The sequence below is a fragment of the Caballeronia udeis genome (assembly GCF_044909315.1).
Lineage (GTDB): Bacteria > Pseudomonadota > Gammaproteobacteria > Burkholderiales > Burkholderiaceae > Caballeronia > Caballeronia udeis_A.
The window spans coordinates 304,302-317,563 of sequence record NZ_JBIYEB010000006.1; the positions used below are offsets into that span (position 1 = coordinate 304,302).

Below are 13,262 nucleotides of genomic sequence, written 5' to 3' on the forward strand. Positions count from 1 at the left end.
GTGGATCTCTCCCGGGAGCGAGCTAGAGCAGGAACCCGATCGCGTTGAGCGCGTCGGTGGAATCGATCAGCCTCACGACCTTCTGCACAATGCGCGGCTCACCGTCGGACAGATCGAGGCGATGCTCCACGTCCGCCGCGAACAGCGTGCTGACGCCGCGCTTGTACGCGACGATGACCTGCGCGCTGCGTACATCAACTATGTCCGCCGAATCACTCGACATGGTGAAGCGCGATACGGTGCGTACCGTTCGCGCGGCGTCCGTGACCGACGGCGAGTAGCCAGAGCTCAGCCGCTGCACGCGCAGCGCACGCATGGCGTGATCGTCATAGGCGTAGTTCAGTGTGGCCGCGAAGTCGGTCGCAAGCGGGTCGATAGGCACCACGTAGAACCCTTTGGGCGACCACAGTTCAAGCCACGCCCGATAGTCCTTCCGATCCAGAATCTCGGCTTCACGCCAGATGAACTGCACGGCTTCTGCAAACACGGGCTGCATGAGGAGGGCGTTGGTAGCGTCCATGTTATTGCTGCTCCATCATTTCGCGCCATTTCGCGTAGGCGGCGCGCATGCCGGTTTCGTCGGTGGCGTGGGCTGTCTTCTCGCCGTTCGCCGCCGTGGTTTCGCGGTTCAATCCGCGGTTGACGAGAATCGGTACGTCGGGCCCCGCGTGGGAGCCGCGTTGCACGCGCTCCCACGCTTCGGCGTCGTCGGGGCTGCCAAAACCGAACGGGCCCTGGAAATGTTCATGCACGCGCAAGCGTGCGCGGTTGGCTTCCTCGGGACCGCCGTCCATGCCGAGCGCCACATGACGGATCTCGGTCTCTTCGACGGAAATGGGCCGCAGCACGCGGAAAAATGCCATCGACAGCGCGAGGTTGGGGAACAGGTTCAAATTGAAGCCCACGCCCATCAGCGAGCGAACGATTCGCCTCACCTGATCGGGCGGATAATCCGCCGCCAAAGACTCCGCCAGGGCCTCGTAGCGCGTCGGAATTGGCGCACCGTTGTCTTCGTCCAGGTCGACTATCTCCGGGACCAGGACGGCAAGACTATGGCCGTTGCCAAGCGAGCGGCAAAACGCTTTGTCGCTTGTCATGAAGCTGGTGATGGCGGCGGCGGTTTCGTCGTCGATCGTCTTCATCCACGACTTGTGGACCACGGGGAAGTGATACAGGTCAGTCGTGTTTTCGAGCTGGATCTTCCAGTTGCCCTTGAACTTGAACTTGTGTTCGCCGTTCGCCTTGACCGGAAATCCCGCGCCCTGTTTCATGAACAGGTCGATCCACGGTTTCGCTCCGCCGAGAAAATCCTCCAGCGGTTCGATCGACTGATCGAAGCTCGCGAAAATGAGTCCGTGATAAACGCCGACGCGCAGGCTCTTCAGCGGCAGTTCCGTCTTGTCGACAATCCCCTCGTAGCCATCGCCATACGGTAGCGCGCGCAGTGCGCCGTCAAGCCCGTAGGTCCAGCTGTGATACGGGCAGGTAAAGCCGCGCGCGTTGCCTTTGTGCTGCTCGCACACGGTCGCGCCACGATGGCGGCAACGGTTCTCGAGCACATTGATCTCACCGGTCTTGTCGCGCACCACGATCACCGGCTGACGTCCGATTGTCGTGGTGCGGAAGTCGCCCGGGTTCGGCAGTTCGCTTTCATGCGCAACCCAGATCCACGTCTTGTAGAAGATGCGTTCGAGTTCCGCTTCGAAAATCGCCGGATCGTTATAAAGCGAGGGGGAAACGCGGTCGGCTTGCGCGCGTTTGTAAAGCGCGCTCGTGTCGATGGTCTGACAGGCCGTTGGTTGGAAATCGCTCATCGATCACCTGAGTAAAGTGGGGGGCCGTGACGCTAGTTATGGATTGAAGTGTCGGCTGCCGGTGCTCATAGGTCAAATTCATCTAAAATCGGTAGGTTCATCAATGCGGCAAATATCATGACCTCCATCGATCACGTTGACCTGAACCTGCTGCGCGTCTTCAACGCGATCATTGAAGAGCGCAGCCTTACGCGAGCGGGGCAGCGGCTGGCGTTGTCGCAGCCGGCGGTCAGCTATTCGCTCGGCCGCCTGCGCACGCTTTTTGACGACCCGCTTTTTATTCGCACGCGCGTTGGCATGCAGCCGACGCCCATTGCGCTCGAACTGGCGGCAATCGTGGCGCGGGCGCTGGACACGGTGCGCGAAGCGCTGCGTTATGCGGAACGGTTCGACCCGGCCATCAGTACGCGGACCTTCAGGCTGTCGTTATCGGATGCGGGGGAGCTGGCATATTTGCCGCCGATCTGCGCGGCGTTGCAGCGGCTTGCGCCGCGCGTGAAGCTGCGGATAGAGCCGACGCCCGTGGAGGAGATTGAAGAAGCGTTGAGGGTAAGCCGGCTCGATTTCGCGATCGGCAATTTGCCGGAGCTTACGGCGCGAACGCGTCATCGGCTTTTATTCGATGAGACTTATGTCTGCATGACGCGCAAGCGCCCCGGCTTGCCGCGCGGCGCGCAGATCGATCTGGCCGCGTTCACCGAAGCGCCGCACGTGCAGGTTCTTTCGGTTGAGCACAGTCATCATGCACTGGAAGACGCGTTCCGCTCGCAGGGCGTGGGGCGCAATACGCTGCTGGAATTGCCGCACTTCGTTGCGTTGCCCAGCGTGCTCGGCGTCACGGACTACTACGCGACGCTGCCGCGCCGGCTGGCCCAGATCTTTAATCGCGATGGCCGCTTCAAGGTCTACGAACTGCCGGTGCAGTTACCCGGCGCGACCGTCACGATGCATTGGCACGAGAACTTCGATAACGACGAAGGCAACGTCTGGCTGCGTGAACTGCTGACCGAGAGGGTGCAAACCTTCGATCAGTTTCCGCAGGCGGACGCGTAGAGGTCGGTTTTAGAGATCGACTAGAGGTCAAGAATCAGCACGGGAGATCGCGAGCGCGAGACGCAGCAGCAAATGACCGCGCCGCTCGCGCGTTCCGATTTGCTCAGGCAGTGATCGCGGTGTTCAGGCTCGCCGCTGACGACATCGACCATGCAGGTGCCGCAGACGCCTTCACCACAGGATGTATCGACGATGATGTCAATGGACGCGAGCGCTTCCACTATCGACATGTCCTCGCTCACTCGCACTCTCGCCCCCGTGCTGGCGATCTCCACCTCGAAGGAATCGAGCATGGGCGCTGTGGCGGCGGTCGTGGCGGGATCGGCGGCGAACCGTTCGAGATGGATTGATTCAGCGGAAACGTGCCGTTCCGCCACGCTGACCACACGATCCATGAACGCACCCGGGCCGCATGTGTAGACGTGGGCGCCGGGAGCAACGCCCACGAGACATCCTTCGACTTCGGCATCGACTCGATCCGGTTCGATGCCGCAATGAAGCGCCACGTGGTCGGCGAATGGGGGCTGCGAAAGCAACGCGAGGAAGGCGGCGCTGGCTTGGTCGCGAACGAAATAGTGCAGCTTGAACGATGCATTCTTCCGAACCAGGCGGTAGGCCATGCTGAGTAGCGGCGTAATGCCGATCCCGGCTGCGATCAGGATATGTTCGCTGGCTGTCGGGTCGAGGCGAAACAAGTTGCGCGGCGGCCCGATGTGCAGATGCGCGCCCGGCTCCACGTGGTCATGCAACGAGCTCGATCCTCCTCGCGAAGCGTCTTCGCGCTTGACCGCGAAAAGATGCTGCTCTCTGCGATCCGGGTCGCCGCACAGTGAATATTGCCGGGTGACGCCGGACGGACTGGTTACGTCGATATGAGCGCCGGGCTCGTACGCGTCGAGCAGCGCGCCGTCGACACGCGAGATGGCGAAGGAGCGAATACCGGGGGCTTCGTCGCGCACAGCATCGACGCAGACGGTGATGACGGAAGAACTCATGGCGTGTGGGGGCTGTTTTACGATTGATGCGCGCAAAGGCATCAAAGGATTTGGCCGGAGCGCGCTGTACTGGAAAATACAGCGAGATTCCAGATAGGCCAAATCGATAATAAATCGATAGTGATATCAGCCGGGTTTATGAGGAGGTACAAAAAACCGAAGCCCGGGAGAACTTGCGCTCTCCCGGGCTTCGGCTTTTTGCACTCTTAGGCGTTGTGACGAATCGCAGACTGATCGCTCCGATTCGTACAGCCTTGAAATCAGTTATGCGAGTAGAGCGACTTTTCGTTGCTCACGCTAACGCGGCTGCCCGATTGCGATTGCGTGTCTTGTACACCACCGTACGACGTTGCATTCGCGTTGGCTTGAGCGTTTTCCGCTGCAACGGTTTGAACGCTTTGACCGCGTTGCGAAGCCGGTGCACCAACGGTCGGGTTATACGACGGTGCCGGGCCGTAGCCGCTGCTGGCGAAAGCGGGGGCAGCCAAAGCTGCGGAAGCGGCGACCAACAATGCGGCGATAAGATTCTTGTTCATGATGTGCTCCGATTTGCATGAGTTTTAAGGGGCGCAGTGGCTTGTTTTTTCTGCTCGCTGCGTCGATGAAATGCAGTGTATACCCCTACTATCGATTTATTGTATCGATAGCATGCAATTGACTTTTCGGAATTCGCCAATAATGAGATGGAGATCCAAACGCCCCCGGGCACCAGAGCAAGCTAATCGTGAAGCGTCTCGATAATCGCCGCCGTGATGGCGCTGCGTCCGTACGAAGCCCTCTCGACCACGCCGACCGTCCGAAGGATAGGAGGCGTTGCAATCGAAATCAGCCGCAGCGACGGGTCCGTCTGCCATCCCGCTCTATGCAGTTGCGGCAGCACCGTCACACCCACGTTCTTCCGCACCAGCGCCACGATCGTCTCGATGGAATTCAGCTCCAGATACTCGGTCACTTCCAGTCCGAGCGTGGTCAGCGCCTGATCGACGACCACGCCGGTTCGAACACGCCGGTCGAAGCGCAAGAATCCATGCGATGCCAAAATCCGACGCGGGTCCGTATCGGTGATCTCGCGGCTCACGATCAGCATCAACGGTTCCGTGTACAGCGGCGTCCACTTGAGCGTCTCAGGCAAGGCCTTGTCGGGACGTGCAACCACCGCCGCAATATCCACCTCTCCCTGCTCCACCATGACCGTCAGCTCGTCCGAACGGGCCGACAGCAACCTCACATCCAGCCCCGGATGTGCCGTCTTCAGTTGCGCAACGCCTAACGAAAGCGCCCCAATCACCGATACCACCGCGCCAATTGCCACAGGCCCCTGCATAGACCCGGCCGGCGTAGCCTCCAGCTCATCGAGCAGATCCAGAATCTGCTCGACCTTCGGCCGAATCTCGTGCCCCTGCCGGCTCAGCGTGATCTGCCGCGCGCTACGGTCAAAAAGCTGCCGCCCCAGCGCTTGCTCCAGCCCGCGCATCTGCAAGCTGACCGCAGCCTGGGTGAGCGCGACCTTATCGGCCGCGGCCGCGAACGAGCCCGTCCGCGCAACCGCCCGGAACGTCTTCAGCATTCGAATAGTCGGCATGGCTTATTCAAGAAAAAATTAAGTATCAAAAAGAAAGTTTAATATTTCCTGATGGATTTAGGCCGACATAATTACTTCATTGAAAGTTTTGGCGACGGGCGGCCGCCGGGTTGCTGATACCCACGCCGATACAGACTAAAAGGCCCCTTAGCCGCCTGTATTCCCCCGCAGCGGAGTATTGAATTTGTCGACGTTAAGCAAGCTGCCCCTGAATCAGCCCGATCGCCAGCCTGATCGCCACGATCAGGTCAATCCGCCTGCCAGGCATCCCGTACTCGAAGTCAGCGGTTTCTCGCTGAAATTCTCGCGCGCCGCGCATGTTCCAAATCTCGTCGAGGACGTCTCGTTTTCCGTGAGCGCGGGCGAAACGCTGTGCATCGTCGGGGAGTCGGGGTGCGGCAAAAGCGTGACGTCGCTGGCGTTGATGGGTTTGTTGCCCAGCCCGCCGGCCAATATTGTCGCGGGGAAGGCGATCTTCGACGGTCGCGATCTCTTCACGCTGAGCGAACGCGAACTCGCCGATATCCGCGGCAACCGGATGTCGATGATCTTCCAGGAGCCGATGACCTCGCTCAATCCCGCGTTCACCGTCGGGCATCAGATTGCGGAATGCGTGCAGCGGCATCGCGGCTTGAGCGGCGCGGCTGCGCGCAAGGAAGCGCTGGACATGCTGCGCCTCGTGCGCATTCCGGCGCCGGAGACCCGGCTCGACGCATATCCGCACGAGTTGTCGGGCGGCATGCGCCAGCGCGTGATGATCGCGATGGCGCTGGCCAATCGCCCGCAGTTGGTGATTGCCGACGAACCCACGACCGCGCTCGATGTCACCATCCAGGCGCAGGTTTTATTGCTGGTGCGCAGCCTGCAAGCCGAAACCGGTACGGCGATGGTGTTGATCACGCACGATCTGGGCGTGGTGGCCGAAGTGGCCGATTACGTCGCGGTGATGTATGCGGGACGGATCGTGGAATATGGCTCGGTGGATGAAATCTTCGATGACCCGCAGCATCCGTACACCATTGGTTTGATGGGCGCGATTCCATCGGTGGGAAAACGTGAAGGCGCGCTCGCGACCATTCGCGGTTCCGTGCCGTCACCCGAACAGATGCCCAAAGGCTGCAGGTTTGCGCCGCGCTGTCCGTTCGTGGAGCAGCGGTGCCTCGACGCGGTGCCACCAGACAAACGGCTGGGCGGAACGCATCGGGTGGCGTGCTGGGTCGCGCCGGTTGAAGCGAATTTCAACGCGTCGGCTCTTGGCGGGGCGGCCGTATGAACCCCAACGCTCCCATCATTGAAGCGAAGGACCTGACCAAGCACTTTGGCGGTACACGCAACATGTTCACGCGTACGCCGACGGTCTACGCGGTGAACGGTGTCTCGTTCTCCGTGCAGAAGGGCGAGACGTTTGCCATAGTTGGAGAGTCGGGTTGCGGCAAGTCGACGCTTGGACGCCTGTTGCTGCGTCTTATCGATAGCACCGAAGGCCGTGTGATTTACGACGGCAAAGACATCACGCACTTGGGCACCGAGCCTATGCGCCGTCTGCGCCGTGAGATGCAGATCATCTTCCAGGACCCGTTCGCGTCGCTGAACCCGGGTATGACGGTGGGCCAGATCATTGGTGAACCGATCTCGCTGCATGGCCTCGCGAAGGGTGCGGCGCTTAACGACCGTGTGGCGGACTTGCTCCGTACGGTCGGGCTGCAGCCGGGTTACGCCGAACGTTATCCGCATGAGTTTTCGGGCGGGCAGCGGCAGCGCATCGGTATTGCGCGGGCGCTGGCGGGCGAGCCCAAGCTGATAGTCGGCGATGAACCCGTGTCCGCGCTCGATGTCTCCGTGCAGGCCCAGGTGATCAACCTGCTCGAGTCGCTGAAGCAGGGGCTTGGGCTGACGCTGATCATGATCGCGCATGACCTTGCGGTGATCCGCCATATGAGCGATCGCGTGGCGGTGATGTATCTCGGCGAAATCGTGGAAATGGCGGACGTGAATGATCTTTTCGATCAACCGCTGCATCCTTATACGCAAGCTTTATTGCAGGCGATTCCTGCAAGCAGTCCGCGTCAGCGCAGAAGCAAACCCGCGTTGACCGGCGACTTGCCGAGTCCGACCGCGCCGCCTTCAGGATGCCATTTTCATCCACGATGCCCGCATGCAAAGGTGCGTTGCGCCGACGAACAACCGGTCAGCGAAACGCTGGAAAACGGCCACCGGGTCGCGTGTCATTTCTGGCGCGATATCCAGAACGCGGGCGGTGGTGCGCCTCTTGTTTCCATCGTCAGCCCGAAGCTTACCGAGCGGCTGGCGGTGTACCGGCAACGTCAGGCGCTGGTCGACGGTGCGCTCAAAGAACAATCGAACACACAGTAAACGGGGAAGTCCAGATGCGAAAGATTATGTTGGCCGCGGCGCTCGCCGCAAGTCTCGGTAGCAGCACCGTGATGGCTCAGTCGAACTCGACTATCCGGATTGGTTTGCAGGACGATATCGGCACGCTCGATCCGGCGCGCAGCAGTCAGGTGGTCGACCGGATCGTGTTCAGTTCGTTATGCAATTCGCTGGTGGATATTGGTCCGGACCTGAAGATCGTGCCCATGCTCGCGACCTCCTGGAGCATGAGCGCCGACAACAAGACGCTCACGTTCAAGCTGCGCCACGGTGTGAAATTTCACGACGACGAGCCGTTCAACGCGGCTGCCGTCAAGGCGAACCTGGACCGCGCGCGCTCCATGCCCGCGAGCAATCGCAAGAGCGAACTGGCGTCCATCGATCATGTGGACGTGGTCGATGAATTCACCGTCGCGATCGTGTTGAAAGCGCCGGATGCCGCGCTGCTCGCCACGCTCACCGACCGTGCCGGCATGATGCTCGCGCCGAAAACCCTCACCGATGACGCGGGCGTTTCCACGCATCCGGTGTGCTCGGGCCCATACAAATTTGTTGAGCGTGTGCAGAACGACCGCGTGGTGCTGGAGAAATTCGCGGGCTACTGGGATGCCGATAAATACCCGATCCAGAAAGTCATCTTCCAGCCGATTCCCGACAGCACCGTGCGTCTCGCGAACCTGCGCTCGGGTTCGCTCGATATGCTGGAACGTCTTGCGCCTTCCGACGTGGCGTCGGTGAAAAGCGACAAGAACCTCAGCTTCATTTCGATGAGCGGACTGGGCTTCTACGACCTGACCTTCAACGTCTCGAACGGACCGCGTGCGCCGAAGGCGTTCAAGGACAAACGCGTGCGGCAGGCGTTCGAACTTGCCATTGATCGTGACGCGATCAACCAGGTGATTGGCGGCGGGATTTTCTCGCCCATCGGTCAGGCGATCCCGGCGAACAGCCCGTACTTCGATGCATCGATCAAGACGACCAAACGCGATATTCCGAAGGCGAAGGCCTTGCTGAAAGCGGCGGGCTTCGAGCAACTCAATGTGGAGCTGACCTTCGGTAACAACACGGTATCGAACCAGATGGCGCAGATGCTGCAAGCCATGCTTTCAGAAGCCGGCATCAATCTGAAGCTGCGTCCGACCGACTACGCGGCTGCGCTGAATGCATCGACGAAAGGCGACTTCGAATTGCTGTATCTCGGCTGGTCGGGCCGCACGGACCCGGACGGCAACCTGCATCAGTTCGTGACCTGCAAGGGCAACCTCAACTACGGGCGCTATTGCAATGCGGATGTCGACAAGCTGCTCGACGACGCGCGTGTGAAAGCGACGGTCGCCGAGCGCAAGCCGGTCTACGAGGCCGCGCAAAAGATCCTCGCCGACGAAGACCCGATCATCTATCTCTACGCGCAGCCGTGGCCGTATGCGTTGTCGAAGAAAGTACAGGGTTTCACGCCCTATCCTGACGGGTTGATCCGTCTGCGCGGCGTGAGCATCAAGGGGTAATTCGTCCATGCTGCGAATCATCGCCAACCGCGCGCTTGTCGCAATCCCGACACTGATCCTGGTGTCGATGATGATCTTCGGCCTGCAGAAAATGCTACCCGGCGATCCGGTCATGGCGATGGCCGGCGAAGACCAGAACCCTCAGGTCATCGCCACGTTGCGGCTGAAGTATCACCTCGACGAACCCGTGCCCGTGCAGTACGCGTTGTGGGTGAAGGACATACTTCATGGCGATCTGGGTGCATCGCTGAGGACCGATGTGCCGGTGACCAAACTCATCGCGCAGAAGTTGCCGGTAACGTTGCAACTGGCTGTGATGGCGATGATCTTCGCGATCGGCATTGGCATGCCGCTGGGGGTTTTATCGGCTGCGAACAAGGGAAAAGCGCTTGATTACGGCGCTAATGTTCTCGCGCTGACCGGCATGTCCATACCGAACTTCTGGCTCGGGATCATCCTGATCTTTTTAGTATCGGTGAAATGGCAGTTGTTGCCTTCGTCCGGATATGTGTCGCCGACCGAGGACTTCTGGTTGAGCATCAAGACCATGTTGATGCCTGCGTTCGTGTTGGGTGCAGCGCTCGGCGCGCAGTTGATGCGGCATACCCGCAGCGCGATGCTGAGCGTCCTGCGCAGCGACTACATCCGGACGGCGCGCGCCAAAGGGCTGTTACGCGGGACGGTGGTGGTCAAGCATGGCTTTCGCAATGCGTTGATTCCTATCGTCACGGTGCTCGCGCTGCTGTTCGGCGAACTGCTTGCGGGCGCGGTGCTGACGGAGCAGGTGTTCACCATTCCGGGCTTCGGCAAGCTGGTCGTCGATGCCGTTTTCAATCGCGATTACGCCGTTGTTCAAGGCGTCGTGCTGGTGACGGCGGTGGGGTTTATCGTGGTGAATCTATTCGCCGATGTCTTATACGTCCTGCTCAATCCGCGGCTGAGGAAAAGCTGATGGCGACTATTGTGGAAGTGGAAACAGCTGCTCTGCCGCGCAAACGCAATCGCGCGTTGGGTCGCTTCATGCGCAATCGTGCCGCTGTGGCGGGTGCTGTGATCGTGCTGTTGGTCATTCTCGTGGCCATCTTTGCCCCGTGGCTTTCGCCCTACGACCCCATTCAGGCGAGCTTCATGACGGTGCGGCAAGCGCCGTCGGCCAGTCACTGGTTTGGAACCGATGAACTCGGCCGCGACGTGTTCACGCGTTTGCTTTGGGGCGCACGTGCTTCGTTGCTGGCGGGCGTGGTGTCGGTGGGGATTGCCGTGGTGATTGGCGTGCCGCTGGGGCTATTGGCAGGCTACTTCGGCAAGCTCGTCGATGGCGTGATCTCACGCTTCACCGACGCCTTGCTGTCCATCCCCTTCCTGATCCTCGCCATTGCGCTGGCCGCGTTCCTCGGGCCCAGCCTCACCAACGCGATGATTGCTATCGGCGTCTCGGCCATGCCGCGTTTCGTGCGCCTCACGCGCGGCCAGGCAATCAGCGTCAAGGCCGAGGATTATGTGGAAGGTGCGCGCGCTATTGGCCTTGGGCACTTTCGCATTATCGTCCGCTATATTTTCCCGAACGTGCTGCCGCCCATCATCGTGCAGGCCAGCCTCACGGTTGCCATGGCGATCATCGCGGAAGCCAGCCTGTCGTTCCTCGGCCTGGGGCAATTGCCGCCCGCGCCATCGTGGGGATCGATGCTGAATACCGCGAAGGACTTCGTGAGCCAGGCGCCGTGGATGTCGATCTTCCCGGGCATTGCCATCTTCCTGGCGGTGCTCGGCTTCAACCTGCTCGGGGACGGACTGCGCGACGCGCTCGATCCGCGCGAGCTTTGACCCCAACAACCTTCATCACACAAGAGACGAGTTTCCCATGACCCGCTTCAACTGGCAGAACCCCTATCCCACGCCGCGCTTGCCCGTGTTTGCGCGCAATATTGTCTCGACGTCGCATCCGCTCGCCGCGCAAGCCGGCCTACGGATGTTATGGAAAGGCGGCAACGCCGTCGATGCGGCTATCGCGGCAGCAGCAGCCATCACGCTGGTCGAGCCCGTGTCGTGCGGCCTTGGCGGCGACGCGTTCGCGCTCGTCTGGGACGGCGCCAAGCTGCATGGATTGAATGCATCGGGGGTATCTCCGGCTGCGTGGAACGTCGATTACTTCAAGAACAAATACGGCGAGCAGAACGGCTTGGCGAACCAACCGAAACGCGGCTGGGACGCGGTCACGGTGCCCGGCGTGATCGCGGGGTGGGAAGCGTTGCATGCGAAGTTCGGCTCGCTGCCGTTCGGCGACCTGATGGAACCGGCCATTGAAATTGCCGAGCGTGGTCATGCGGTGGCGAGCATCGTGGCGTACAAATGGGCGGCGGCCATTCCAGAGCTGAAAGACCAGCCCGGTTTCGCCGATACCTTCATGCCGCGCGGCCGCGCGCCGGAGATCAGCGAGTTGATGCGTTATCCCGGTCATGCAAAGACCTTGCGCGCGCTTGCTGAACACGGACCGCGCGCGTACTACGAAGGCGAGATTGCCGAGAAGATCGCGGCGTTCGCGAAGCAGGGCGGCGGCGCGATGACTGCTGCCGATCTGCGTAACTACAAGGCCGACTGGGTCGAGCCGATTTCGAAGGATTATCGTGGACATACGGTCCATGAGATTCCGCCGAACGGGCAGGGCATTGCTGCGTTGATTGCACTCGGCATTCTTGATAAATTCGATGTGAAGTCGCTGACCGTCGACAGGATCGAGTCGCAGCATTTGCAGATCGAAGCCATGAAGCTCGCTTTCGCCGATGTCTATCAGTACGTCGCCGATCCGCGTTCCATGGACGTCACGCCCGAGCAGATGCTGGACGACGCTTATCTCACCGAGCGCGCCAAGCTGATCGATCCTAGCAGGGCGAAACAGTTCGACTTCGGCATGCCGCCGGCGGGCGGGACCATCTATATGTCGGTGGCGGACGAGCGCGGCATGATGGTGAGTTTCATCCAGTCGAACTACATGGGCTTTGGCTCAGGCGTGGTCGTGCCGGATTCGGGTATCGCGATGCAGAACCGCGGTTTTGGTTTTTCGATGGATCCGAAGTCGGCGAACGTGGTGGAGGGCGGCAAGCGTCCGTTCCACACCATCATCCCGGCGTTCCTCACGCAGGACGTGAATGGCACGCAAGAAGCGGTGATGAGTTTTGGCGTGATGGGCGGCGACATGCAGCCGCAAGGCCATCTGCAATCCATCGTGCGGATGCTTGATTACGGACAGCAACCGCAAGCCGCGTGCGATGCACCGCGCTGGAAGGTGAATCGCGATTTCACCGTCGATGTGGAATCGACGCTCGATCGCGAAACGGTGAAGGCGTTGCAGGCGATGGGACATACGATCAAATCCGTCGACGATCCTTATATGGATTTTGGATCGGGGCAGTACATCTGGAAGCTGGATCGTAATGATCCTGAGCGCGGGTATGTGGCGGCGAGCGATAGCCGTCGGGATGGGTTGGCGGCGGGGTTTTAAAAACAGATACGCCTGGTTACCTTTATCGCATTCCGGTAGCACCTGTATCCGACCGCTCTCCCTACACTTGGTCACGTAAACAACACGTTTGCACACCATGTGCACGGAGAGACGCAATGAACAAGAAGATCCTGGGTGCGGTACTGGGCTTGAGTGCTCTATTGGTGTCAGCGGCGGCGTCCGCGCATGTGGATGTCGCCGTGGGGATCGGCGTACCGGGTTACTACGCGCCAGCGCCGGTGTACGTTGCACCGCCTCCGCCTGTTGTCGTGGGTTATGGATACGGCGGTTATGGCGGTTATCGCGACGAGGGCTGGCGCGAACGCGAATGGCGGCACCGTGAATGGCGCCATGACGAAGGACGGGATCATCGCTGGCACGGCGACCATCGCGGTGACCGTGATTGAGTGTTGACCGGTAACC

13 protein-coding genes are annotated in these 13,262 nt (G+C 60.5%); 8 read left to right on the forward strand and 5 right to left on the reverse strand.

Features of this window, described 5'->3' with window-relative positions; all coding sequences use genetic code 11:
- Positions 1 to 22: 22 nt before the first annotated feature.
- Entirely contained in the window at positions 23 to 520 is a 498-nt protein-coding gene (locus tag ABH944_RS13105) for an aromatic-ring-hydroxylating dioxygenase subunit beta (RefSeq protein WP_404606389.1), read from the reverse strand.
- 1 nt (position 521) lies between these two features.
- Positions 522 to 1,814: an aromatic ring-hydroxylating oxygenase subunit alpha gene (locus ABH944_RS13110; protein WP_404606390.1), complete on the reverse strand. Its 1,293-nt coding sequence runs from the start codon at positions 1,812 to 1,814 to the stop codon at positions 522 to 524.
- Positions 1,815 to 1,931: 117 nt separating this feature from the next.
- Here ABH944_RS13110 and ABH944_RS13115 point away from each other — a divergent pair, with 117 nt between their 5' ends.
- Complete coding sequence (locus ABH944_RS13115; RefSeq protein ID WP_062088372.1) at positions 1,932 to 2,867, forward strand: LysR family transcriptional regulator; 936 nt, start codon at positions 1,932 to 1,934, stop codon at positions 2,865 to 2,867.
- A gap of 20 nt (positions 2,868 to 2,887) precedes the next feature.
- On the opposite strand, the gene ABH944_RS13120 is transcribed toward ABH944_RS13115, so the two are convergent.
- From ABH944_RS13120 to ABH944_RS13130, 3 genes are all read right to left on the reverse strand, one after another.
- Positions 2,888 to 3,862, reverse strand: a complete 975-nt coding sequence (locus tag ABH944_RS13120; protein ID WP_404606392.1) for a PDR/VanB family oxidoreductase — start codon at positions 3,860 to 3,862, stop codon at positions 2,888 to 2,890.
- A gap of 260 nt (positions 3,863 to 4,122) precedes the next feature.
- The gene (locus ABH944_RS13125) at positions 4,123 to 4,398 is read right to left on the reverse strand and encodes a hypothetical protein (RefSeq protein WP_404606394.1); all 276 of its coding nucleotides are present in this window, start codon (positions 4,396 to 4,398) and stop codon (positions 4,123 to 4,125) included.
- A gap of 182 nt (positions 4,399 to 4,580) precedes the next feature.
- Positions 4,581 to 5,444, reverse strand: coding sequence for a LysR substrate-binding domain-containing protein (locus ABH944_RS13130; protein WP_404606395.1), 864 nt, complete (start codon positions 5,442 to 5,444; stop codon positions 4,581 to 4,583).
- A gap of 208 nt (positions 5,445 to 5,652) precedes the next feature.
- Here ABH944_RS13130 and ABH944_RS13135 point away from each other — a divergent pair, with 208 nt between their 5' ends.
- From ABH944_RS13135 to ABH944_RS13165, 7 genes are all read left to right on the forward strand, one after another.
- Positions 5,653 to 6,717 (forward strand): ABC transporter ATP-binding protein, encoded by a 1,065-nt coding sequence (locus ABH944_RS13135; protein ID WP_404606485.1) that lies wholly within the window; start codon positions 5,653 to 5,655, stop codon positions 6,715 to 6,717.
- The gene (locus ABH944_RS13140) at positions 6,714 to 7,817 is read left to right on the forward strand and encodes an ABC transporter ATP-binding protein (protein WP_404606397.1); all 1,104 of its coding nucleotides are present in this window, start codon (positions 6,714 to 6,716) and stop codon (positions 7,815 to 7,817) included. The genes ABH944_RS13135 and ABH944_RS13140 overlap by 4 nt, the downstream gene beginning before the upstream one ends.
- 14 nt (positions 7,818 to 7,831) lie before the next feature.
- Positions 7,832 to 9,340, forward strand: coding sequence for an ABC transporter substrate-binding protein (locus ABH944_RS13145; RefSeq protein WP_404606399.1), 1,509 nt, complete (start codon positions 7,832 to 7,834; stop codon positions 9,338 to 9,340).
- 7 nt (positions 9,341 to 9,347) lie between these two features.
- Positions 9,348 to 10,292 (forward strand): ABC transporter permease, encoded by a 945-nt coding sequence (locus ABH944_RS13150; RefSeq protein WP_404606400.1) that lies wholly within the window; start codon positions 9,348 to 9,350, stop codon positions 10,290 to 10,292.
- A complete protein-coding gene (locus ABH944_RS13155; RefSeq protein ID WP_404606401.1) occupies positions 10,292 to 11,164 on the forward strand; it encodes an ABC transporter permease in 873 nt (290 codons plus the stop codon). Before ABH944_RS13150 ends, ABH944_RS13155 begins: the two co-directional genes overlap by 1 nt.
- 37 nt (positions 11,165 to 11,201) lie before the next feature.
- Positions 11,202 to 12,839 (forward strand): gamma-glutamyltransferase, encoded by a 1,638-nt coding sequence (ggt, locus tag ABH944_RS13160; protein ID WP_404606402.1) that lies wholly within the window; start codon positions 11,202 to 11,204, stop codon positions 12,837 to 12,839.
- A gap of 116 nt (positions 12,840 to 12,955) precedes the next feature.
- The gene (locus ABH944_RS13165; protein WP_404606404.1) at positions 12,956 to 13,246 is read left to right on the forward strand and encodes a hypothetical protein; all 291 of its coding nucleotides are present in this window, start codon (positions 12,956 to 12,958) and stop codon (positions 13,244 to 13,246) included.
- The last annotated feature ends 16 nt before the right edge of the window (positions 13,247 to 13,262 follow it).

Bases quoted from the DNA above. Each gene is read 5' to 3' on its own strand.
- ABH944_RS13105 (WP_404606389.1), bottom strand. From the start codon at position 520: ATGGACGCTACCAACGCCCTCCTCATGCAGCCCGTGTTTGCAGAAGCC.
- ABH944_RS13110 (WP_404606390.1), bottom strand. From the start codon at position 1,814: ATGAGCGATTTCCAACCAACGGCCTGTCAGACCATCGACACGAGCGCG.
- ABH944_RS13115 (WP_062088372.1), top strand. From the start codon at position 1,932: ATGACCTCCATCGATCACGTTGACCTGAACCTGCTGCGCGTCTTCAAC.
- ABH944_RS13120 (WP_404606392.1), bottom strand. From the start codon at position 3,862: ATGAGTTCTTCCGTCATCACCGTCTGCGTCGATGCTGTGCGCGACGAA.
- ABH944_RS13125 (WP_404606394.1), bottom strand. From the start codon at position 4,398: ATGAACAAGAATCTTATCGCCGCATTGTTGGTCGCCGCTTCCGCAGCT.
- ABH944_RS13130 (WP_404606395.1), bottom strand. From the start codon at position 5,444: ATGCCGACTATTCGAATGCTGAAGACGTTCCGGGCGGTTGCGCGGACG.
- ABH944_RS13140 (WP_404606397.1), top strand. From the start codon at position 6,714: ATGAACCCCAACGCTCCCATCATTGAAGCGAAGGACCTGACCAAGCAC.
- ABH944_RS13145 (WP_404606399.1), top strand. From the start codon at position 7,832: ATGCGAAAGATTATGTTGGCCGCGGCGCTCGCCGCAAGTCTCGGTAGC.
- ABH944_RS13150 (WP_404606400.1), top strand. From the start codon at position 9,348: ATGCTGCGAATCATCGCCAACCGCGCGCTTGTCGCAATCCCGACACTG.
- ABH944_RS13155 (WP_404606401.1), top strand. From the start codon at position 10,292: ATGGCGACTATTGTGGAAGTGGAAACAGCTGCTCTGCCGCGCAAACGC.
- ggt (WP_404606402.1), top strand. From the start codon at position 11,202: ATGACCCGCTTCAACTGGCAGAACCCCTATCCCACGCCGCGCTTGCCC.
- ABH944_RS13165 (WP_404606404.1), top strand. From the start codon at position 12,956: ATGAACAAGAAGATCCTGGGTGCGGTACTGGGCTTGAGTGCTCTATTG.